Below are 21,763 nucleotides of genomic sequence, written 5' to 3'. Positions count from 1 at the left end.
CAGGTTTCGGCATTCACGACCCTCCCCGAACGCGCGAAACGAATGCCTCCCGCCTCGATCGTGTCGAGCCGCGAGGCATCCGCTTTCATGCAGGTGATGCAGGTGATGCAGGTGATGCAGGTGATGCAGGTGATGCAGGCTACGTGGCCGTGGCGGCCCCGCGGCGGCGGCGTGCGATGAGCAGCGCGCCTCCGAGCAGCAGGAGCAGCCCGGCGGCGAGCGCCGACGGGGCCAGCTCGAAGCCGGCCGTGGTCAGCTCCGTTGTCGAACCGACGGCCGAGGCCGTGATCGTGACCGGAATCCTGATGTCGGCGCGACCAGTGGTACTGATCACGATGTGGTGGGCTCCGACGGCGGTATCCAGCGGAATCGTCACGGTGAACTTCGCGACCCCTGCCGCGTTCGCCGTGAAATCACCGAGGTGCACGGGTATCGAGTTCAGCGTTGCCGTGACCTGCTGGCCGGCCGTGAGGCCGTCTACGGTGACGGCAAGCGGCTGTCCGGCGCGGATAACGCCGGCACCCAGGGTGACGTCGGCCCAGTCAGTGCCAGTACCGATCTCGGTGTCGGTGTCCGTGTCGGTGTCAGTGTCCGGCACGACAGCGACGACGGTCAGCGCAGCGGAGATCGACGTCAGACCGTTGGCGCTGATCACGAGGGTGTGAGCGCCAGCGGCCGTGTTCGCCGGAATCGTGACCGAGAAGAACGCGTTTCCCGACGAGTTCGCCGTGAAGGTCCCGAGGTCCACCGGGGTCGAGTTCAGCGTCGCAGTGATCTGCTGCCCGGCGTCGAGTCCGTCGACCGTCACGGTAATGGGCTGGCCTGCCGTGACCGTGGTGGAGCCCAGAGTCACCGTCGCCGGGGCCGGGTCGGTGCCGGGGTCGACATCGGCGAGAGTGGCACGCCCGATCTCGGCGGGCTCGACGACGTCGAAGGCCTCGAAGTACGCGACGGTCGCCGCGAGGTCGGCCTGGCCGGTGTCGGTCGTGTCGATGCCCGACCGGAACGTCGTGAAGTTGTCCCCGCCGGCGGCGATGAACGAGTTCGTGACGACCGTGTACACACGGTCGCTGTCGACGGTGGCGCCGTTCAGGCTCATCTCGATGATGCGCTCACCTCGGGCTGCGGCCTCGTCGTACACGTAGCTGAAACCCTCGGACAGGCCGAGGTGCAGCTTGGCGCGGGAGGAACCATCCGGCTGCCACTGCTCTTCGAGCACCGACTTCAGCTGCGCTCCGGTCAGTCCCACCGTCACGAGGGTGTTCGCGAACGGCTGCACGCTGGCGACGTCTTTGTAGGTGACCGTGCCGTTCTCGCCGTAGATCAGGTCGGCGCGCACGCCGCCCGGGTTCATGATGCCGATCTCGGCCTTCTTCTCTCCGCCGTACGTGTCGTTGGAGGTGGCCCAGAGCTGGATGTCGGCGAGCAGGTTGCTCAGGGACGACTCCGAACCGCGGTCGACGCCGCCGTCGGCGCGAGCGATGTCGGCGCTGATCGCGCCGACTTCCTGGGAGCCCACGACGGTCGCAGCAGAAGCGGCGTCCGCAACGAGCGCGGCGACGTCGGGGTCGGCCGGGTAGTTGCCGGTCGTGCCGTCGTGCAGCTTGAGAACGTTGCCGTCCACCGCGGTGACCGAGTTGTCGCTCGTGTCGACCGTGAAGGTGACCTGATCGAGGTTCATGCCGTACTGGCCACCCTGCAACACCGCGCGTTCGACGGCCTGGGCGTCAACGGCAAAGCTGCAGTCGTAGGTCGAGTGCGTGTGAGCGGAGAGGATCGCATTGATGGACGGGTGGGCGTCTCGCACGAGCTCGCCGAACAGCGTGTCTTCGTTCTCGATCGTCGCGCAGAACTCGGCCGAGCTGGCCCGAGCATCCACGGCGCTGGCCGGGTCGGTCTTCGCACTGCCTTCGTGGGTGAGCAGCACGATGACGTCGGCTTCACCGTTGTCGGCGTCCCCGTCGCTCAGCTGCGTCGCGACGCGGTTGGCGGCTTCGAGCTGGTCGCCGAAGTCAATGTCGGCGATACCGTCGGGCGAGACCATCGATGCGGTCTGTTCGGTGACGGTACCGATGAAGCCGACGTTCACGCCGTCCATCTCGGTGATCCAGTACTCCTGGAGCGCCGGGTTCTTGGTGCCCTTGTCGTAGACATTGGCACCGAGGGCGTAGCGCGGGTCACCGAAGGAGTCCGTGACGCGACCGTCGAGGTCGTTCCAGCCCATGTCGAACTCGTGGTTTCCAACGACGGATGCGTCGAGCCCGGCGGCCAGGAGCGCGTCGATGGTGGGCTCATCCTGCTGGGAGAACGACGTGAACGTCGAGGCTCCGATGTTGTCGCCGGCGGAGACGAACGCGGTGTTCTTGTTTTCGCGCGTCAGCTGGGCGACGGCTCCGGCGAGGATCGCCGCTCCGGCTTCCTGGTTGTTCTTGTTCTCTTCGATGCGGCCGTGGAAGTCGTTGATGCCGAGGACCTGGATGTCCACGGTCGGCGGGATGACACTGGCGATGCTGAAGATGCTCGTCGTTCCGGAGACCTCGTTGCCGACGGCGAGCATCGGAGTACCGGTCGGGGAATCGGTCGCCGAGATGAAGGCGAGGCCCTCCGGGCCGAGGTCGCCCGCGAGGGGCAGGTCCTTCTCGTCGGTCTCGTCCTTGACCGACTGCTCCATGGAGATGTCGAAGTTGCGGTTGTTGATGTAGGTCGAGAAGACCGCGGCGGTCGGGTCGCTGATGTCGTAGACCATCACGCCGCCGACCCGCTCGAGGCCGATGAAGGCGTAGGTGCGGCCGTCTACCTCGCCGATGGCCATGTTCTCGGGCTCGGGGCCCTTGTCCTCGCTGCGGCCCTCGAGGTTGGACTCGCTGTGGTTGGAGTTGAACCACTCGGGGTTCGCGGCGGCGGTGATCTGCTCGAAGTCATCACCCGAGTCGAACAACTGGGTACCGTCGGTGTCCCAGATCGAGAACGAGCGGGAGCCGAAGGAGTACAGCTCCTCGTAGCAGGTGCCGGCCTCGTTCAGGCCGTTCTCTCCCGACACGTTGAGACGGCCCATGTCGCCGTCGCCGAGCTTGTCGAAGAGGGGGCTCGTCTCACAGACGGGCAGGAAGTCGTCTTTTTCAAGGCTCTTGGCGCGGGTTCCCTCGACGTAGTCGCCCCACTCGCGGGCGTCTCCCTCGTTGGCGGTGACGAGGTAGGTCTCGTCGGCGCCGGTGCCGGCATCCGTTGCCGTGTAGGCGTTGATGCCGTCGGGCATGTACATACCCTTGAGGCCCTCATAGGTCTGGATGTTGATGGTCGACGCGTCCTCTGGGTCGCGGTCCGAGGCGTCGATGCCGTTGCCTTCGAGTCCGTGGTCCTGGAAGCCGAGCGGCCAGATCTCCGTGATCTCGGCGGTCGCGAGGTCGACGACGGCAACCGCGTTGGCCTCCTGCAGGGCGACGTAGCCGAGCGCGCTGTCGGCGTCGATCGCGACGTACTCAGGCTCGAGGTTTCTCGACACCGGGAGGTCATCGCCGTGCGGGGTCGGGCCGAACACGCGCACGTCGTCGTGCAGGGTCTTGGTGCCGCCCGCTTCGAAGGCGTGGAAGTTCGCGGTCGCCACGGCGGACTGCACCGGCGCGGAGACGGTCGCGGGCAGGGCCACGACGCTCACGCTGCCCTCGGGGTCGATGCTGAAGTCTTCGCTCGGCTCGCCCTCGTTGGCGACGACGGCGGTGGTGCCATCGGGCGAGAAGCTGACCATGTCGGGCAGGGCGCCGACTTCGACCGCGCCGAGCACGGCGGTGGCGGGGTTATTGGAGTTGGCGTCGAAGAAGACGAGCCAGCCGGCATCCGTCTTCGTCGGCGATTCGATCGCGGCGGCGCCGAGGCCGTCGGCGCGCACGGCGACGGAGTTGGCGGCGGTGCCGGCGGGGAGAGTGACGCCACCGTCGGTGACGACGCCCTCGGCGGCAAGCGACGTGAGCTTGACCGGGTTGGCCGGGTCTTCGATGCTCAGGACGTCGATCGCGCCGGCGGCGGCATTGACGACGAAGAGGCGCTGGCTGGCCGCGTGGTAGGTCACGATCTCGGCGGCGGACTGGTCGAAGACGCCGGTGTCATAGCTGCCGATCGGGCTGAGCTCGAGGCGGGCGGTCTCACTCGAGGCGGTGATCGGCGAGTCGACGACCGCGGCCTGCGCGGTCGGGGCGATCGGTGAGATCAGGCCGGTCGCGAGCACGACACCGAGCGTGGCGGCGAGCGCCCCGAAAGCGGTGCGGCGGCGGGTCGGCGCGGCGGGTGGTTCCGACTGCGGTGAAGCGGATGTCTGCTGTGGTGCGGTCATGCTTTCGTCCTCCAGGGGTCGCAAGTGGGCTGCCTCCCCTGTATAGGGGGACCCGATGGCGCGCAGGTAAACAGCTGGCAAACCAGCTCGGCCCGACGGATGTGGCACGGCACCCCAAAGGGGAATAGCCTGAGATCAGGCCCGGAATCTACGGGTAGCGGTTTCACTCACAGCGGAGGTCACCATGACAGCCAAGCCCACCGGACGGCTCGCCCAGCGCGAGGACGGTCTGTACATCATGTTCGACCGGCTCTTCAACGAGCCGATCGAAAAGGTCTGGGCCAGCTTGTCCCGCCCGACCGAGCTCGAAAAGTGGATCGGCACCTACACCGGCTCCCCCACCACCGGCGCCGTGCGTTTTCGCATGACCGCCGAAGAGGAGGCTGAGTGGGAGTACGTGAACATTCGCGAGTGTGTCGCCCCGCACCGGTTCGCCGGCGACTTCGGCACCGGCCCGAAGGCCTGGCACGCGTTCGTTCACCTCGTCGAAGGCGACGGCATGACCACCCTGACCTTCGGCCAGCGCCTGCACACCGCCGCCGAAGCCGCCACCGTCGGGCCGGGCTGGGACTACTACCTCGACCGGCTGGTCGCCGTGCGGGCGGGGCGTCCGCTGCCCGAGTGGAGCCACTACTCCACCAAGCACTCGGACTTCTACCGCGGCCTCTTCGCGCCGACCCCCGCCGTCTAGCCCAGACCGCGGATGCTGCGGGGCGGCTAGGGCCAGAGGCTCGGGGCGGGGGCGCGCGTCGCCGGCATGGTGACGTCGCCGCTCCAGTTGAGCAGCCACTCCGGCACCGTGACGTTGTCGGGAGCGACGCCGATCGCCTCGAGAAGTTCGTCGATCGTGACGACGCCGCCGGACCTCTTCAGGAATCGACCACGAATGAAACCCTGGGCGTAGATTTCGGGGCGGCCCTCGGCATCCGGTCGCACGAAACGCTGTTCCACGTAGACGGCCTTCTCATCGAAGCCGAGGATGCGCGATTCCACGGTGAAGCGTTGGCCGAGGGTGAGCGACTTGCGAAAGCTGATCGTCTCGGCGACCACGACGGGGTACCAGCCGCGGGCCTGGAAGATCTTCCAGACGCCGTTGCGGTGCAGCATATCGAATCGGGCTACGTCCATGATCGACAGGTAGACGCCGTTGTTCATGTGCCGCAGGATGTCCTGGTCGGTTGGCAGCGTCATGAAGTTGGTGCGCGCCACCTCGAAATGATCGAGCCGCTTGCCGAAACGGGAGATGATCGAGTGGAGGAGGGTTCGCCAGAACATATGCACGGCCCGATACTAGCGGTATCGTCTCTGCGACCCGGTCGCCCTACTCGGGCACCGCGCGCTGCTCGTAGCCGGTGTAGACCGAGAGCGGGCGAATGAGGGCGTTCGACGCCGTCTGCTCCCGCACATGGGCCGTCCAGCCGACCACCCGCGCCGCGACAAAGATCGGCGTGAACGTCTCGGTGTCGAAACCCATCACGTGGTACGCCGGACCGGTGGGGTAGTCGACGTTGGGCTTGATGCCGGTGCGCTCGGCCATGCCCGCTTCGAGCAGGTCGTACATTTCGAGCAGGTCGGGCCGGTGGTAGTGCTCGAGCATGGTCACCATCGCGGCGTGCATCGTGGGCACCCGGGAATCGCCATGCTTATAGACGCGGTGCCCGAAACCCATCACCTTGCGCTTGTGGGCGAGGGTGTCCTCGAGCCAGCCCTCGACCTGGTCGGGGGTGCCGATCTGGCCGAAGGTGCGCATGACCTCCTCGTTCGCGCCGCCGTGCAGCGCCCCCTTGAGCGCCCCGATCGCACCGGTGACCGCCGAGTAGATGTCGGCGAGGGTCGAGGTGATGACCCGTGCGGCGAAGGTCGAGGCGTTGAAGGAGTGCTCGGCGTAGAGAATCAGCGACACCCGGAAGGCGTCGACGACCTCGGGTTCGGGCACCGCGCCGAGGGTCAGGTAGAGAAAATTCTCGGGGTAGCTGAGGTCACTGCGAGGCTCCAGCGGCGGCAGGCCGTGGCGGCGGCGCTGGTCATAGGCGACGATAGCGGGCAGCTGGGCGAACAGGTGCTGCGCCTTGCGCAGGTTCTGCTCCGGCGACGGGTCCTCGGCGTCGGGGTCGCTGGCGCCGATGATGCTGACCGCGGTGCGGCAGACGTCCATCGGGTGCGCGGTGAGCGGCAGGTCGTCGATAGCGCGGCGCACGTTCGGGGCGAGCGCGCGGTCGGCGCGTTCGACCGCCTCGAACGCGGCGAGGTGCTCGGGGCTCGGCAGCTCGCCGTCCCACAGCAGCAGGGCGACCTGCTCGACGCTGCAGTGCGCGGCGAGCTGCTGCACGGGGTAGCCGCGGTAGAGCAGTGAGTTGGTGTCGGAGTTGACCATGGAGATGGCGGTGTAGTCGACGGGGACGCCGACGAGGCCCTTGTGGATGACGGGGGCGGGGGCATCCGTCGGCACCGGATGCAACGGGCCGCCGGATGCGGGCGTCGACGCGGACTGTTGTGGGTCGCTCATGATGCTGCTCCTCGCTGGCCTGTCGGCTGCCTGCGTGTGGCTGCCGGTGTGTGGCGGCCTGGTTCGGCCGCCGGCATATGCCTGCCCCGACGGATTCGCCGGAATCTGAAATCGATTCAAGCAGGTTGTGGGGGTGCGCGCGATGGGTAATTTTCGCTGGGCACGGCCCGCGCGGGTCTACGATTCAGGAATGGTCACGCTTCCCACCCTGCTCGCGTTCTCGCTCGCCGCGATCGCGATCGTCGTGCTGCCCGGCCCGACCGTGTTGTTCGTCATCGGTCGGTCGCTCGCGCTCGGCAAAAGGGGCGGCCTGCTGAGCGTTCTGGGCAACGCGCTCGGCCTGATTCCGGTGATTATCGCGGTGGCCTTCGGGCTCGGTACGCTCGTGACGCAGTCGGCCGTGCTGTTCCTGATCGTGAAACTCGCCGGCGCGGTCTACATCGTCTATCTCGGCGTGCAGGCGATTCGGCACCGGCGCACGGCCTCGGGCATCAGCGGAGCGGCGATGCTGCCGAAGTCGCCGTGGCGGCTGTTGCGCGAGGGTTTTCTCGTCGGCATCAGCAACCCGAAGTCGATCGTGTTCTTCGTGGCGGTGCTGCCGCAGTTCGTGGACTACTCGGCCGGGGCCGTGCCGCTGCAGCTGGCGACCCTCGGCCTGGTCTTCGTGGTGCTCGCCCTGATCGGCGACAGCACCTGGGCCCTCGCGGCCGGGTCGGCGCGGGACTGGTTCGCGTCGTCGCCGAAGAGGGTGGAGCGCCTGGGCGCGACCGGCGGCGTGATGATGATCGGCCTCGGCGGCGCGCTCGCGGCGACCGGCGCAACCTCGTAGCCGTGCTGGTTCGGGCTCAGGGCACCGCGACGATGACGGTGAGCGGGGCGACCGGGGCCCGCACGACCGGGATAGCCGCGACCCGACGCACGAAGGCGCCGAGTCGGCGGTAGACCTCCTGCGATTCGGGGTGCTTCGAGTCCTGCTGCCAGGTGTGGCGGGTGTTCACGCGGTTGCGGGCGTAGATCACGGTGTCCACGCGAATGCTCTTGCGGCGCAGGGCGGCGATGAAATTGAGATTCGCGCGGTAGAAGTAGTCCCGCTCCGAGGTGCTCACGAACACCGGCGGAAAGCCTTTGTCGAGCCATTCGATCGGCGACATGAACCGGGCCGCCGTGCGCAGGTGCAGCCCGCGGCCCCGCTCGGGCAGCAGCATCCGCAGAAAATTAAGGCTGAGCACGAAGCCGCGCTCGAACATCACCGAGACGTCGGCGATGCTGCAGTGCTGCACGAGGCCGCGCAGATCGGCCGGGCCGATTTTCGGGCGGATGCCGTAGTGCTCAGCGAGCTCAGAATCGTACGTGGCCGCCGTCAGAAGGGCGGCGATGTGCCCGCCGGCGGAGTCGCCGCCCAGCACGATGCGGCGCGGGTCGCCGCCGAAATCGGCGATGTTGTCGACGACCCAGTCGAGCACGGCGTTGCCGTCGTGCATCATGTGGCTCAGCTGGAACCGGGTGGCCATGCGGTAGTTGGCGTTGACGACGATCATGCCCTCGGCGGCCTGGCTCGCGCAGTACTTGGTCAGCGGATCCTTGTCGCCACTGGTCCAGCCGCCGCCGTGAAAGTAGACGTATACGGGCAGTTGGGTGGTGTCGGATTCGGGCTCGGCAGCGGATGCCCCGCGCGGCACGAGCACGTCGAGCCGGTGGTCGCGGATGCCGTCGCCCACGTAGTCGACATCATGGTGGTAGTCGACGGTGCTGATCGGTTCGAGGTTGTACTTGTGCACCTCGGTCGTGACGCGCAGCATGATGGCGCGCCAGAACCAGACCGGGATGCGGGAGAGGGCGGTCTCTTTATAGGAGTGCAGGGTGCCGCCGCCGACGGAGTTGCCGATCATGGCGTGCGGCGGGTGGTGCGGTGGTGCTGGGGTGTATTCAACGTCTGGATCACCTCCCGACCGTAGGCCTCGGGGCCGTGAGCAAGCTGAGAACACCTCATTTGGGGGGGGGGGGGGGGGNGGGGGGGGGGGGGTTCTGCAGCCTCTTTGGCTCGGTCAGGTTCGGGTCAGTGCGCGGTCAGCGGGCGCCGCCGAAGGTTCCGGTGGCCTCGAGCACGGCGCGGGCAAGGGTGTGAAAGTGCAGGTTGAAGCCGAGAACCGCGGGCGTGGACTGCGGGTCGATCTCGATCACCGGCACATCCACGGCGTGCACGATGAACTGGTACCGGTGGGTTCCGGTGCCCTCGGGCGGGCCGGCGCCGGCAAAAGAGGCCTGGCGGGTTTCGTTGGGCAACACGAGGGCCTCGGGCGGCAGGGCGCCGCCGGTGGACGCTCCGACCCGCGCTGATCCGGCATCCGTCGGCAGGCTCGTGACCGTGACCGGCAGGTTGCCGACCGCCCAGTGCCAGAAGCCCGAGCCGGTCGGGGCGTCTGGATCGTAGACGGTAATGGCGAAGCTCTTTGTCTCGGGTGGGAAGCCCGACCAGGTCAGCTGCGGGGACTGGCCGAGACCGCCGGCGTCGACACAGAACTGCGCGGCGGCGAGCGGCTGGCCGTCGGTCATATCGGTGCTCGTGAGGGTGAACTGGGGTACGGCGCCGAAGCGGGCGAGGGGGTCTGGGGTAGTCATCGTGTGCCTTTCGGTTGCGATCGGTGCGCCGGGGAACGCCCAGCGGGTTGCAAAAAGCCTAGCCGCCGGGTCTGACAGCGTTCCTGACGGCGGTGGTGCGGGCATCCGTCACCGGCGGCGCGCCTACACTCGGTGAGTGGCCATTGCGAAGATTCTGCTCTATTACATCTTCACGCCGCTCGCCGACCCCGACGCCGTGCGCCTCTGGCAGCGCGACCTCTGCGAGTCGCTCGGGCTGCGCGGGCGCATCCTCATCTCGGCCGACGGCCTCAACGGCACGCTCGGCGGCGACCTGCCCGCCCTGAAGCGCTACATCCGCAAAACCCACGACTACGCCGCTTTCCGGGACATCGACTTCAAGTGGAGCGAGGGCTCCGGGCTCGACGAATCCGGCCGCAGCCTCGACTTTCCGCGCCTGGTCGTGAAGGTGCGCGACGAGATCGTGAGCTTCGGCGCTCCCGGCGAGCTGACGGTGGATGCGGGCGGCGTCGTCGGCGGCGGAACCCGCCTCGCGCCGGCCGACCTGCACGAACTGGTCGCCGAGCGCGGCGACGAGGTCGTCTTCTTCGACGGCCGCAACGCCTTCGAGGCCGATATCGGCCGGTTCCGCGGCGCGGTCGTGCCCGACGTGAGCAACACCCGCGAGTTCGTCGCCGAACTCGACAGCGGCAAGTTCGACCACCTCAAGGGCAAGCCGGTCGTGACGTACTGCACCGGGGGCATCCGCTGCGAGGTGCTCAGCGGGTTGATGAAGGCGCGCGGATTCGACGAGGTCTACCAGCTCGAGGGCGGCATCGTGCGTTACGGCGAGGCCTACGGCGACGATGGCCTCTGGGACGGCTCCCTCTACGTTTTCGACCAGCGGATGTCCCTCGACTTCAGCGACCACGCTGCCGTGCTCGGCCGCTGCCGCGCCTGCGGCGAGGCGACCAAGAACATGGTGAACTGTCGTGACGCGTCCTGCCGCGAGCAGCTCGTGGCCTGCCCGGCGTGCGTCGCCGTGGCCGCTCCCGCCTGCGCCCTGCACGCCTGAGCAGCGAACTCGCCTGCCTAGGCACCGCGCGAGTGGGCGCAAAACGCCCTTGGCGTTTGCGAGTGGGCGCAAAACGCCCCTTCACGAGCGCGCATGGGGCGATTTGCGCCCACTCGCGAGTCACGACGGTGCCTCATCGGGCGATTTGCGCCCACTCGCGGACGCGCGGGTTGCTGCGCGATGTGTTACCTCTCGTTGCAGCAGCACCACGGGCGAACTGACGGCGGGACTAGCGTGGCGGCATGACTCCTCCGCTCACGGCACCCGCGACCACCGCTCCTTCGGCTCCGGTTGCGGCCGACGCGCCCGCAACCCTCGTGCCGGGGCCGCTCGTATCGACGCAGTGGCTCGCCGACCACCTGGGCTCCGACTCGCTCGTGGTACTCGACGCCACGGTCGTGCTGATCGGCACTCCGAGCGGACAGGCGCGTTACCTCAGCGGCCTCGACGAGCACCTCATCGACGGGCACATCCCCGGCGCGATCTTCGCCGAGCTGTTCGAGGTCTTCAGCGACCCGTCGAAATCGTTCGGGTTTGCCCGGCCGGATGCCGCCCTGTTCGAGCAGGGGGCGGCATCCGTCGGCATCGACAACAACACGACCGTGGTCGTCTACGACAGCTCACTCAACCAGTGGGCGGCGCGCATCTGGTGGCAGTTCCGCGCGGCCGGCTACGACAACGTCGCCGTGCTCGATGGCGGCCTCAGCAAATGGCGCGCCGAGGGCCGCGACACCGAAACCGGCTACAACGAACCGCGCGAGGTCGCCGGCTTCACCGCGAGGCCACGCCCCGAGCTCTGGGTCGACAAGGACTTCGTGGCCACGATCGTCGCCGGCGAGACGGATGCCGCGCTCGTCTGCGCGCTCCCGGGCAAGGACTACTCCGGCGAGACCGGCGACCGGGCCCGCCGCGGGCACATCCCCGGCAGCGTCAGCGTTCCCGCCGGTCGGTTGATCGACCGCGCCACGAACACGTTCCACCGCAGCGACGAGCTCGCCAGCCGCGTGGCACGGGTCGTCGACAGCGCCCGCGTCGTCGCCTACTGTTCGGGCGGAATCGCCTCGGCGGCGACCGCCCTCGCCCTCACCGTGTCCGGCCATGACAACGTCGCCATCTACGACGGCTCCCTCAACGAATGGGCAGCGGATGCCGACGCGCCCCTCGTCGTCGGCGCCGACTAACGCCCGCCGCTCTCCCCGTACCATTCGACGGTGTTGAGCGTATTTCGACGCGGTTGCGGGCCGAAACGCGTGCTTTTCGGGCCGAACTCCGTCGAATGGTTCGGGGACGTTGTGTGTGACGCTGCGCGGGTGCTGCGCCACGCCACTGCGCGGGACTTGCGGAGGCAGCCCTCGAGCTACGCGGGTACTGCGCGGGGGCTGCGCCGCTGCGCGAGACTTGCGGAGGCAGCTCTCGAGCTGCGCGGGTGGCACACCTGCCGCGCAGCGGCGCACTACCCGCCCTGCTCGACGACGCCCACCGACGGACGCCGCTGCGCGGGCAGTTGGCACCCCGGTCCGTGACCGGCCAGCCAAGCGCTCCCGGGCACGGCGCGACGGAACGCGCCTGTTAGCCGGCGCAGCCGTAGTAGCCGGCGGCGGGGGCGAGCTCGGGCGCCCAGTCGGGGCGGGGGCGGGTGTCGTTCACGACCTGCCAGTGGCCGGACTCGAGCTCGTACTCGCCGCTTGGGCCATCCGCCAGGATGGAGGCGAGAGCGGTCAGGAGGGCGTCGACATCCGCTTGCCGGGAACCCACGCCGACGCTCGCGCGCAGGGCAGAGCCGGCCACGCCGAGGCGTTCGAGAAGCGGATGCGCGCAGAACTTGCCGTCCCGCACGCCGATTCCCCACTCGGCCGAGAGCACCACGGCGACCAGGCGGCTGTCGAGGCCGGCGACGCTGAAACTGACCACGCCGACGGCATCGCCCAGGTCGGGGAAGATGCGGTACGTGCTCACGCCGGGCAGCGCTTCGAGGCCCGACACCAGCCGCGCGCGCAGCTCATTCTCGTGGGCGACCCACTCGACCGGGTCGAGCGTGTCGAGCTCCTGCAGGGCGCGCGCGAGGGCCGCGACGCCGATGACGTTGGGAGAGCCGGCCTCGTGGCGGGCCGGGCCCACGCGCCACTCGGTCGCGTCCAGGGTGACCGAGATGACGGCGCCACCGCCGAGCAGGTACGGGTCGCCGGCATCGAGCCAGTCGCTGCGCCCCACGAGCACGCCCGCGCCGAAGGGGGCGTAGGTTTTGTGGCCGGAGAAGGCGAGGTAGTCGATGCCGAGGGCGGCGATGTCGACCCGGCGGTGCGGCACGAGCTGGGCGCCGTCCACGGCGATGCGGGTGCCGCGGCGATGTGCGAGGGTGGCGAGGCGGCGCAGCGGCAGCACCTCACCGGTGACATTCGAGGCGCCGGTCACGGCGAGCAACGCGGCGGGGCGGGCGGTCAGCTCGGCGTCGAGCAGCGTCAGGGTCTCGTCCAGGGTCGCGGCCGAGCGCAGCACCCGGGCCCCGGACGCCGCGCCGAGCCACGGCAGCAGGTTGGCGTGGTGTTCGAGGTCGAGAACCACCGTCTCGCCCGGTGCGACCGAGGCGAGCAGGTTGAGGGAGTCGGTGGTGTTGCGGGTGAAGATGACGGTGTCTTTGGGGCGGGCGCCGACGAAATCGCCGACCACGACGCGGGCGTTCTCGTAGACGGCGGTGCTGATCTGGGAGGCGTAGCCGGCGCCGCGGTGCACGCTGGCGTAGAGCGGAAGCACCTCGGTGATGTGCGCGGCCACGACCTCGAGGGCGGGCGCCGAGGCGGCGTAGTCGAGGTTGATGTAGCGGGTCTCGCTGCCGTCCACGAGCGGCACGCGCACGTCTCCGCCGACGACGGGGATGAGCGGACAGTCCGCGGTGTCGTCGCGCGGGGCGTCGGTGTCGCGCTGCTGCCGCGGCGCGGATGTCTGGGTCGTCATTCCTAGACGCTAGGGCGTTGCCGGGGTCGCGGCCAGCGGCACCGCAACATGGCGTAAGAGAACGCCCGGCTATGTTTCCTTGCGTGACAGGCTCCCTGTCGATCGGCGCACGACCGACCTAGGCTGAGGAAAATTCACGGCGGATGCCCGACACCGGACGCCCGAGACGACGAACACGGAGAATGTGATGACCGAGCTGAACACCACCACACAGAGCCAGATCCAGTGCGACCACGCACCGGGCATGCCCTGTGCCGTGGCCGCGCCCGGCCACGCCATCAGCTTTCTGCAGGAGCGGGTCGCGGCCGCGACGCCGAGCCAGTGGCGCGACGCGCTGGTCGAGCATGTCACGCACGACGGCTGGGTCGCCCTGCGCACCCTCGAGGATGACGTCGCCCTCTGGGTCTGGCACCACGAGGACCTCGCCGAGGTGCTGAGCGCAGGCGATCCCGTGGCCGTGCACGGGGTGTACCACGTGCTTGCCCGCGGGACCGGTCGCCTCAACGTTCTGGTGGCCACCGGCCACCCCTCGATCGACTGACGGGCGCCGGGCCCGCCAGCTCAGCTGTGGGCCCTCGGCCGGGTCAGGACATCGCCTTCATGGCGGTCATCATGCCCTCGCATGCCTCGGCCAGCTGCATGCACGCCTGGGCGCACAGGGCGCACTGTTCGCTCATCTCGGCGTGCATCGTGCAGCAGTCGGCGCAGGCGGTGGCCATGGTCTTGCAGGCCGTCATCATGGCCATCATGCTCGGCATGTCATAACCCGACGGCCGCAGCATCAGGCGCATCATCGTGTTGCTCATGTCGGCGCAGTCCAGGCACATCGACAGGCACTGCATCATGTCGGCGCCCATCATGTCCATCGACATCATGCTGTCGGCACAGATGGTACAGGCCTGTTCACAGGCAGAACAGGCCTCGACCAGGGCGCCCATGGCCGGGGCATCCATTGCCTGCATGCCCTTCATGGTCATGGAGGTGTCCATCATTTTCGCGGTCATGCTCATCATTTCGGTGCATCCGTCCCGGATTTCCCGCCGCCGGATGTCCCGACTCGAAAACGAGAAGTTCCTCTGTTACGAAATGTTACGTCGTGCCACCGACATCCGTCCACGCGGAATCGGGGCGCGCATACCGGCGCGCGGCGGTGCTCGACAGGGCCAGGAGGATCAGGATGTCCACGGTCACCGCGGGGAGGGACGTTGCCAGAGTGATCGGGGCGCCATCGTTCCAGTAGTCCAGAAACGACGCCCCGATGCTCAGAGTGGCCGTGACCATCGCCAGCACCCGAGCCCAGTTCGTGCCGCGCAGCACCAGCCAGACACACAGCAGCTGAACCTGCAGCACCGCCCCGTATCCGCTCAGGAACACGATCAGCACCGCCTCGGCCGCCCGCGGGTCCGGGCCGGTGTCAACGGTGAGACTCTGGGGTCGCAGGGTGACGATCGTGAATACGCCCGCCGCGACCCGGGTGAGAATCAGCAACGCCCCGCCGATGATCGCGGGCGGGCGGGGGCCGCGGCGGCTGCGCCGGGACTGCTCCCCGCCCCGGCGGCGACCGACACCGCCCGGATCAGCGGGGTGGCGGCCAGCCCGCCTCCGACCTGCACGGCGTTGGTCTACACGGCTTCGACCCGTGCGGCTTCGGCCGGCACGCCGTCGACGTGCGCCGGGCAGGCTCAGCACCGGCAGGTCGCCATCCGTTTCGATGCTGTCACCGCCGCCGTTGCGGGAGTGGTAGCCGGTGGAGAAATCCCGGATGAGCTCGACCCGGGTCTCGGGGCTGCCCGCACGCACCGTGGCGACGATGTGGTCGCGCTCGATGTCGGTGTTGGCGTCGATCTTGTGGGTGATCTGGAACGTGAACAGGGAAAACCCGACCGAGCGGTCGAACGTGCCCGCGGCGAGCCAGTCGACGCCGTGACCGCCGGGCAGCAACCAGCCGTCGGGGCAGCGCCAGAACCGCACGTGGTGCCGTTTGGCGGGGTTGTCCGCGACCTCCTGCTGGTAGGCGAAGTCCTGCACCCGGCCGAACAACAGCAGCGGGCTGACCGGGGCGCGCGCATAGCTGCGGCGGGTCAGCGTTGCCCGCACGATGTTCACGCCGGAGCGGAGCGTCACATCGTCGGCGCGAATCCACCCGGCCGCGGTCATCACCGCGTGGAGTTGACGTTCGGGGCCGTTGACCGCGAGGTTGACCGGGTCGCCGAGCAGTCCGTCGCTCGTGCGGGCCCGCCCGATGAAGTAGTCGGGAACGTAGATGTAGGTCAGGATGCGGTGCAGGCGCGGCAGTACGAGGTAGGCCAGCAGCAGCCAGAAGACCACCGCGAACCAGATCGTGCCCCACCCCCAGACGAAGTTCTCGGTGAGCAGCAGCACCGCGAGCCACAGCGCGGCCAACCCCGCGAAGACGAAGAAGAACCCGTCGAGCGCGGTCGACGACGACACCCGGATACCCGCTGCCGCGACTTTGTCCGGCGGCGCCGGTCCGGAATCCGGCCGCCCCGGTGCCCGCGTGCGGGCGGGCCCAGTCGCCCGCCCCACTGCTGCGCCTCGTGTGCGTGTCATGCCGCACATGCTAGTTCGCGCCACCGACATTGCCAGCAATAGGCTGGGGTTCGGCGAGAGGGGACCGCATGCCCACCGGCACGACCATCGAGTTCAGCCACATCCACAAGAGTTTCGGCGCGACCACCGCCGTCAATGACCTGTCGTTCACGGTGGAACCGGGGCGGGTGACCGGGTTCCTCGGCCCGAACGGCGCCGGCAAGACCACGAGCCTGCGCATGCTGCTGGGCCTCGTCGCGCCGACGAGCGGAACCGCGACGTTCGGCGGCATCCGCTACCGTGACCTGCCGCAGCCGCTGCACACCGTGGGCGCCGCCCTCGAAGCGGCCAGCTTTCACCCCGGGCGTTCGGCGCGCAACCACCTCGGCGTGTACACGACCGCCGCCGGTCTGCCGCGCACCCGGGTGATGGCGGTGCTCGAGCAGGTCGGCCTCGGTGCCCACGCCGACCAGCGAGTCGGCGGGTATTCGCTCGGCATGCGCCAGCGCCTCGGCCTGGCCTACGCCCTGCTCGGCGACCCGGGCGTTCTCGTTCTGGACGAACCGATCAACGGCCTCGACCCCGAAGGCATCAAGTGGATCCGCGGCTTTCTGCGGGCCATGGCCGCCGAGGGCCGCACCGTGCTGGTCAGCTCGCACCTGCTCAGCGAGGTGCAGCAGAGCGTGGACGACGTCGTCATCATCGCCCGTGGCGCGCTCGTGCACCTCGGACCGCTCGCGAGCCTCGAAACGGATGCCGCCCCCCAGATCGTCGTGGACTCCCCCGATCGCGAGGCCCTCGGCGCCGCGCTGACCGCGGCGGGCCTCACCTACAGCGTGGGCCGGACCGGGCTGCTCGTGGCCGCAGCCGACCCTGGCTCGGTCGGGCACCTCGCTTTTGCCGCCGGAGTCGAAGTCAGCGCGCTGCACCGGCAGAAGGCGGGCCTCGAAGACTCGTTCCTCGCCCTCGTCGGGGAAGGACACACGCTGTGACGACCCTGGGCAACACCATCGCCGCCGAATTCGCCAAGCTGCTGACCACCCGTCTGTGGTGGATTCTCGCGCTCGTGCTCTTCGGCTACATCGGCCTGCTCGCCGGCGGCCTCGCGGCGCTCTTCGCCGGCATCTCGTCCGGCGCGATCAGCCCCGACGCCGCCGGCTCGAGCGGCAGCGGCGGCCTTCCCGATTTCGGCACCCTGCCCCCGCTCATCTACAGCTTCGCGAGCTCGGTCGGCTACGTGTTCCCCGTGCTGATCGGCGCCCTCGCCACCACCGGCGAGTTTCGCCACCAGACCCTCACCCCCACCTTCCTCGCCTCACCCCGGCGGGGCCAGGTGCTCGGCGCGAAGGTCATCGCGCTGTTCGTGGTCGGCGCGGTGTTCGGGATCGTGGCGCTCGCGGCATCCGTCGGCCTCGGCGCCCCGGTGATGAACGCCTTCGACGTCGACCCGCTGCTCACCGACAGCGCCACCTGGGCCCTGATCGCCCGCACGGTGCTGGCGATGGGGCTGTGGGCGATCATCGGCGTCGGCCTCGGCGTGCTCGTGCCGAATCAGGTCGCCTCGATCGTGATCGTGCTCGCCTTCACCCAGTTCGTCGAACCCCTGCTGCGGCTCGCGGCCAGCTTTCTCGAGGTCACCGCGCGCATCGGCAATTTTCTGCCGGGCGCGGCCAGTGACGCCCTCGTCGGCGCGAGCGTGTTCACCATGGCCTCCCCGACCGGCGGCGCCGCGGCGGCCCTCGACTGGTGGCAGGGCGGCCTGGTGCTGCTCGCCTACGCCCTCGTCGCGACCCTCGGCGGCTACTTCGCCAGCTGGAAACGAGACGTGACCTAGCCTTTTGTCGAGGCGGCTCAGCCCGTAGGCTACGGGGCATGGGTGCAGAGACGCAATTTCGAGCCATCGTCGTCGACAAGGCAACGGATGCCGCGGGCAACGCCCGGCAGACCGCCGCACTGCGCGTGGTCGGTGACGGTTTCCTGATGCCGGGCGACGTGACGATCGCCGTGGAGTATTCCAGCCTCAACTACAAGGACGCCCTCGCCCTGATGGGGCGCCCGGGCGTGGCCCGGGTCTGGCCGCTGATCGCCGGCGTCGACCTCGTCGGCACCGTCGAGGCCAGCGCCGACGTGCGCTGGAATCCGGGTGACCGGGTGATCCTGACCGGCGCCGGCAGTGGCGAGAACCACCACGGCGGCCTCGCCGAGCGTGCCCGGGTCGCCGGCGACGCGCTCGTGCGCCTGCCCGACAGTCTGAGCGCTGTGCAGGCCGCCGCCATCGGCACCGCCGGATTCACGGCCCAGCTCGCGGTGCTCGCCCTCGAACACGGCGGCCTGACCCCCGCAAACGGCCTGACCCCCGCGAGCGGCCCGGTGCTGGTCACCGGGGGCACCGGCGGGGTCGGCAGCATCGCCATCAGCCTGCTCGCCCGGCTCGGCTACGAGGTGCACGCCACCACCGGGCGCCCCGAAGCGCTCGGCGCCTACCTGCACGGCCTCGGCGCGACCGAGATCGTCGAGCGCCGCGTGCTCGCCACCACCGGACGGCCCCTGCAGAAGCAGCGTTGGGCCGGGGCGATCGATTCGCTGGGAAGCAGCTCCCTCGCATCCGTCCTGGCGCAGATGCACGCCAACGGCGTGGTTGCCGCCTGCGGCCTGGCACAGGGCGCCGACCTGCCAACCTCGGTGATGCCCTTCATTCTGCGGGGCGTGAGCCTGATCGGGATCAACTCGGTCGATGCGTCACGCGAGCTGCGCGAGCAGGCCTGGGCGCGACTCGCCCGCGACCTCGACCTCGACGTGCTCGACGGGCTGACCACGACCCTACCGTTGGGCGATTCGCTCTTGGCGGCCCAGCAGATCCTGGCCGGCCAGCACCACGGCCGCACCATCGTCGACGTGCGCGCCTAGCCGGGCCTGCCTTACGCGGTTTCGCGCGGCTCGAGTTTCAACGAGGCGATCAGGTCGGGCGCGTACTGGCTGGTCAGGATGACCCTCGAGAATTCTTCGTCGGCGAGGTCGATGACCACCGCCATGCGCTGGCGCTTGATGGCGACGAAGTCCTTGCCGCCGTGGAACGACCAGGTTCCGGCCGCGACGACACCCGGCACGATCGATCCGGGGGCGCGGATGCCGCGCAGCCAGATCCACGGATCTTCCGTGATGATCACCGATCGGATGTTCTCACGATTGACGACGATGTCCTCTTTGCGACGCGATAACGCCCTTTCGGCGCGCGTCAGGCGGATCTCGAGCCGATCGGAGTGCACGCTCAGGGAAGCCATTCTTCTAGTCTGCCCGGTCGCCCGACTTTCCGCTCGTCGGAACCTCACAAAGCCGTAACGACCCGGGTGTGGAAGTCGTGCAGGGTGCGGGCTCCGACGAGCGAACCGCCGGGGGAATCAGTCGGCCGTGGCCCGGGCTGCGGCCCGTGCGGCGCCCGGCACAGCCTCGAGAATGCGGCCGACGGCCTCTTCGTCGTGCGCGTTCGAGACGAACCAGGCCTCGAAGACCGACGGCGGCAGCGACACCCCGGCGTCGAGCATGGCGTGGAAGAACGGCCCGTAGCGAAAGGCCTCCTGGCGCTGCACCTCGGCGTAGGTGCGGGGCGCCTGCGCGGCCGCCTCCGGGCCGAAGACGAAGCTGAACAGGCTGCCGGCACGCTGCACGCTGTGCGCCACGCCCTCGGCCGTCAACGCTTCGGACACGGCGTTGGAGAGCAGGGCGGATGTCGCATCCACGTGCGCGTACACGGCCGCGTCGAGCGCGTTCAGCGTTGCGATGCCCGCGGCGACGGCGACCGGGTTTCCCGAGAGGGTTCCGGCCTGGTACACCGGGCCGAGCGGCGCGAGGTAGTCCATCACGTCGGCGCGACCGCCGAGGGCGGCCACAGGCAGGCCACCGCCGATGATCTTGCCGTAGGTGAGCAGGTCGGGGCGGTAGGTCTCGCCGGCCTCCGTCTCGAGCCCCCAGTAGCCACCGGGGTTGACGCGGAAGCCGGTGAGCACCTCGTCCATGATGAGCAGCGCGCCCTCGGCGTGCACGAGTGCGGCAAGGCCCGCGTTGAAGCCCGGGTCGGGAGCGACGACGCCCATGTTGGCGGCGGCGGCCTCGGTGATGACGGCGGCGATCTGGCCGGGGTGCTTGTCGAAGGCGGCCTGAACGGCGGCGAGATCGTTGTAGGGCAGCACGAGGGTCTGCGCGGCGGTCGCGGCGGTGACGCCGGCCGATCCGGGCAGGGCGAGGGTCGCCAGGCCCGATCCGGCCTGGGCCAGCAGGCCGTCGGAGTGTCCGTGGTAATGGCCGGCGAACTTGATCAGCAGCTCACGACCGGTGAAGCCGCGGGCGAGGCGGATGGCGGTCATCGTCGCCTCGGTGCCGGTCGAGACCAGGCGCAGCTTCTCGACCGCAGCGACGCGGCCCTTGACGAGCTCGGCGAGTACGGTCTCGCCGGGCGTCGACGCACCGAACGACAGGCCGAGGGCGGCGGCGTCCTGCACGGCCTTGACGACACCGGGGTGGGCGTGGCCGAGGATCGCGGGGCCCCAGGAACTGACGAGGTCCACGTAGTCGCGGCCGTCGGCATCCGTTACGTAGGCGCCCTGGGCCTTCACCAGGAACAGCGGGGTGCCCCCGACCGAGCGGAAGGCCCGCACGGGCGAGTTCACGCCGCCCGGAATCGAGCGCTGGGCGCGGTCGAAGAGTTCGTCGTTGTGGGTGAGCGTGGGGGTCATGCGCGGTCCTCTTTCAGCCAGGTGGCGAGCTCGACGGCCCAGTAGGTGAGCACGGCGTCGGCGCCGGCGCGACGGATGCCGAGCACCGACTCTTCGACGGCGCGGCGGCGGTCGATCCAGCCCTGCGCGGCGGCGGCCTCGATCATGGCGTATTCACCGCTGACCTGGTACGCCCAGACGGGAACCTCGCTCATGGCGGCGACCGCGGCGAGCACGTCGAGGTAGCTGCCGGCGGGCTTGACCATGACGATGTCGGCGCCCTCGGCGATGTCGAGGCGGCTTTCGCGCACACCCTCGCGGCCGTTGGCGGGGTCGAGCTGGTAGGTGCGGCGGTTGCCGACCAGGGTGCTGGCCACGGCTTCGCGGAACGGGCCGTAGAAAGCGGAGGCGTACTTGGCCGAGTAGCTGAGCACGGCGGCGTCTTGGAAGCCTTCGGCGTCGAGGGCGCTGCGCACGGCGGCGACCTGGCCGTCCATCATGCCGCTCAGGCCGAGCAGGTCGGAGCCGGCGCGGGCCTGGGCGAGGGCCATGTCCTGGTAGCGGATGAGGGTGGCATCGTTGTCGATGCGGCCGTCGGCGGCGAGCACACCACAGTGGCCGTGGTCGGTGAATTCGTCGAGGCACAGGTCGGTCTGCACCGTCAGGGCGCCGCCGACCTCGTCGACGAGGGCCCGGGCGGCGAGGTTCAGGATGCCGTTCGGGTCGGTCGCGCCGGAGCCGATCGCGTCGCGCACGTCGGGCACGCCGAAGAGCATGACCCCGCCGATGCCGGCCTCGGCCGCTTCGACGACCGCGCGACGCGCGCTGTCGATGCTGTGCTGCACCACGCCGGGCATCGAGGTGATCGCAACCGTCTCGCTGCCCTCCCGCACGAACATCGGCAGAACCAGCTCGGACGGGTGGACACGGGTTTCGCTCGCCAGGCGACGCAGCGCGGGTGTGGTGCGCAGTCGTCGCGGGCGAATTACGGGATTCGTCACTCTCAGAGACTACGCCGCGCGGCTGTGCGGCTGTCCCGAGTGCCAGCCCTGAGGCACGGACTTCGT

The 21,763-nt window shown here is 69.3% G+C and carries 19 protein-coding genes; 8 read left to right on the top strand and 11 right to left on the bottom strand.

Annotated features, from left to right (window positions below):
* Positions 1–139: 139 nt before the first annotated feature.
* Entirely contained in the window at positions 140–4,327 is a 4,188-nt protein-coding gene (locus D6T64_RS12585) for a choice-of-anchor I family protein (RefSeq protein ID WP_119975025.1), read from the bottom strand.
* 184 nt (positions 4,328–4,511) lie between these two features.
* Between D6T64_RS12585 and D6T64_RS12580 the strand changes: the two genes are divergently transcribed.
* The gene (locus D6T64_RS12580; RefSeq protein ID WP_119975024.1) at positions 4,512–5,018 is read left to right on the top strand and encodes an SRPBCC domain-containing protein; all 507 of its coding nucleotides are present in this window, start codon (positions 4,512–4,514) and stop codon (positions 5,016–5,018) included.
* 26 nt (positions 5,019–5,044) lie between these two features.
* On the opposite strand, the gene D6T64_RS12575 is transcribed toward D6T64_RS12580, so the two are convergent.
* The gene (locus D6T64_RS12575) at positions 5,045–5,602 is read right to left on the bottom strand and encodes a thioesterase family protein (RefSeq protein WP_119975023.1); all 558 of its coding nucleotides are present in this window, start codon (positions 5,600–5,602) and stop codon (positions 5,045–5,047) included.
* Between the two features lie 46 nt (positions 5,603–5,648).
* Entirely contained in the window at positions 5,649–6,833 is a 1,185-nt protein-coding gene (locus D6T64_RS12570) for a bifunctional 2-methylcitrate synthase/citrate synthase (protein WP_119975022.1), read from the bottom strand.
* 190 nt (positions 6,834–7,023) lie between these two features.
* Between D6T64_RS12570 and D6T64_RS12565 the strand changes: the two genes are divergently transcribed.
* Positions 7,024–7,662, top strand: a complete 639-nt coding sequence (locus tag D6T64_RS12565; protein ID WP_119975021.1) for a LysE family translocator — start codon at positions 7,024–7,026, stop codon at positions 7,660–7,662.
* Positions 7,663–7,678: 16 nt separating this feature from the next.
* Here D6T64_RS12565 and D6T64_RS12560 read toward each other — a convergent pair whose 3' ends face one another.
* Positions 7,679–8,722: an alpha/beta hydrolase gene (locus D6T64_RS12560; protein WP_233551120.1), complete on the bottom strand. Its 1,044-nt coding sequence runs from the start codon at positions 8,720–8,722 to the stop codon at positions 7,679–7,681.
* Positions 8,723–8,900: 178 nt separating this feature from the next.
* Positions 8,901–9,452, bottom strand: a complete 552-nt coding sequence (locus D6T64_RS12555; RefSeq protein WP_119975020.1) for a YbhB/YbcL family Raf kinase inhibitor-like protein — start codon at positions 9,450–9,452, stop codon at positions 8,901–8,903.
* A 136-nt stretch (positions 9,453–9,588) separates the two neighbouring features.
* Here D6T64_RS12555 and trhO point away from each other — a divergent pair, with 136 nt between their 5' ends.
* Positions 9,589–10,485 (top strand): oxygen-dependent tRNA uridine(34) hydroxylase TrhO, encoded by an 897-nt coding sequence (gene trhO / locus D6T64_RS12550; RefSeq protein WP_119975019.1) that lies wholly within the window; start codon positions 9,589–9,591, stop codon positions 10,483–10,485.
* Between the two features lie 242 nt (positions 10,486–10,727).
* The gene (locus tag D6T64_RS12545) at positions 10,728–11,666 is read left to right on the top strand and encodes a sulfurtransferase (RefSeq protein WP_119975018.1); all 939 of its coding nucleotides are present in this window, start codon (positions 10,728–10,730) and stop codon (positions 11,664–11,666) included.
* A 388-nt stretch (positions 11,667–12,054) separates the two neighbouring features.
* Here D6T64_RS12545 and D6T64_RS12540 read toward each other — a convergent pair whose 3' ends face one another.
* Positions 12,055–13,437, bottom strand: a complete 1,383-nt coding sequence (locus D6T64_RS12540) for an aminotransferase class V-fold PLP-dependent enzyme (protein ID WP_119975017.1) — start codon at positions 13,435–13,437, stop codon at positions 12,055–12,057.
* Between the two features lie 187 nt (positions 13,438–13,624).
* Here D6T64_RS12540 and D6T64_RS12535 point away from each other — a divergent pair, with 187 nt between their 5' ends.
* Positions 13,625–13,978: a hypothetical protein gene (locus tag D6T64_RS12535; protein ID WP_119975016.1), complete on the top strand. Its 354-nt coding sequence runs from the start codon at positions 13,625–13,627 to the stop codon at positions 13,976–13,978.
* Positions 13,979–14,021: 43 nt separating this feature from the next.
* On the opposite strand, the gene D6T64_RS12530 is transcribed toward D6T64_RS12535, so the two are convergent.
* Entirely contained in the window at positions 14,022–14,450 is a 429-nt protein-coding gene (locus D6T64_RS12530) for a hypothetical protein (RefSeq protein WP_233551118.1), read from the bottom strand.
* Between the two features lie 76 nt (positions 14,451–14,526).
* Positions 14,527–16,008, bottom strand: a complete 1,482-nt coding sequence (locus D6T64_RS12525) for an LssY C-terminal domain-containing protein (RefSeq protein WP_119975015.1) — start codon at positions 16,006–16,008, stop codon at positions 14,527–14,529.
* Between the two features lie 68 nt (positions 16,009–16,076).
* Between D6T64_RS12525 and D6T64_RS12520 the strand changes: the two genes are divergently transcribed.
* From D6T64_RS12520 to D6T64_RS12510, 3 genes are read left to right on the top strand one after another with little or no spacing between them, the layout of a single operon-like run.
* Positions 16,077–16,979 (top strand): ATP-binding cassette domain-containing protein, encoded by a 903-nt coding sequence (locus tag D6T64_RS12520; protein ID WP_119975014.1) that lies wholly within the window; start codon positions 16,077–16,079, stop codon positions 16,977–16,979.
* Entirely contained in the window at positions 16,976–17,821 is an 846-nt protein-coding gene (locus D6T64_RS12515; RefSeq protein ID WP_233551117.1) for an ABC transporter permease, read from the top strand. Before D6T64_RS12520 ends, D6T64_RS12515 begins: the two co-directional genes overlap by 4 nt.
* A gap of 38 nt (positions 17,822–17,859) precedes the next feature.
* Positions 17,860–18,894, top strand: a complete 1,035-nt coding sequence (locus D6T64_RS12510) for an MDR family oxidoreductase (protein ID WP_119975013.1) — start codon at positions 17,860–17,862, stop codon at positions 18,892–18,894.
* A gap of 11 nt (positions 18,895–18,905) precedes the next feature.
* Here D6T64_RS12510 and D6T64_RS12505 read toward each other — a convergent pair whose 3' ends face one another.
* The 3 genes from D6T64_RS12505 to hemB form a co-directional block, all read right to left on the bottom strand.
* Complete coding sequence (locus D6T64_RS12505; protein ID WP_119975012.1) at positions 18,906–19,268, bottom strand: hypothetical protein; 363 nt, start codon at positions 19,266–19,268, stop codon at positions 18,906–18,908.
* 117 nt (positions 19,269–19,385) lie between these two features.
* Positions 19,386–20,717, bottom strand: a complete 1,332-nt coding sequence (gene hemL / locus D6T64_RS12500) for a glutamate-1-semialdehyde 2,1-aminomutase (RefSeq protein WP_119975011.1) — start codon at positions 20,715–20,717, stop codon at positions 19,386–19,388.
* Positions 20,714–21,697: a porphobilinogen synthase gene (hemB, locus tag D6T64_RS12495; RefSeq protein WP_119975010.1), complete on the bottom strand. Its 984-nt coding sequence runs from the start codon at positions 21,695–21,697 to the stop codon at positions 20,714–20,716. Before hemB ends, hemL begins: the two co-directional genes overlap by 4 nt.
* Positions 21,698–21,763: the final 66 nt, after the last annotated feature.

The sequence above is a fragment of the Cryobacterium melibiosiphilum genome (genome assembly GCF_003602235.1).
GTDB classification, from domain to species: Bacteria; Actinomycetota; Actinomycetes; order Actinomycetales; family Microbacteriaceae; genus Cryobacterium; species Cryobacterium melibiosiphilum.
This window is presented reverse-complemented; position numbering and strand designations above follow the sequence as displayed.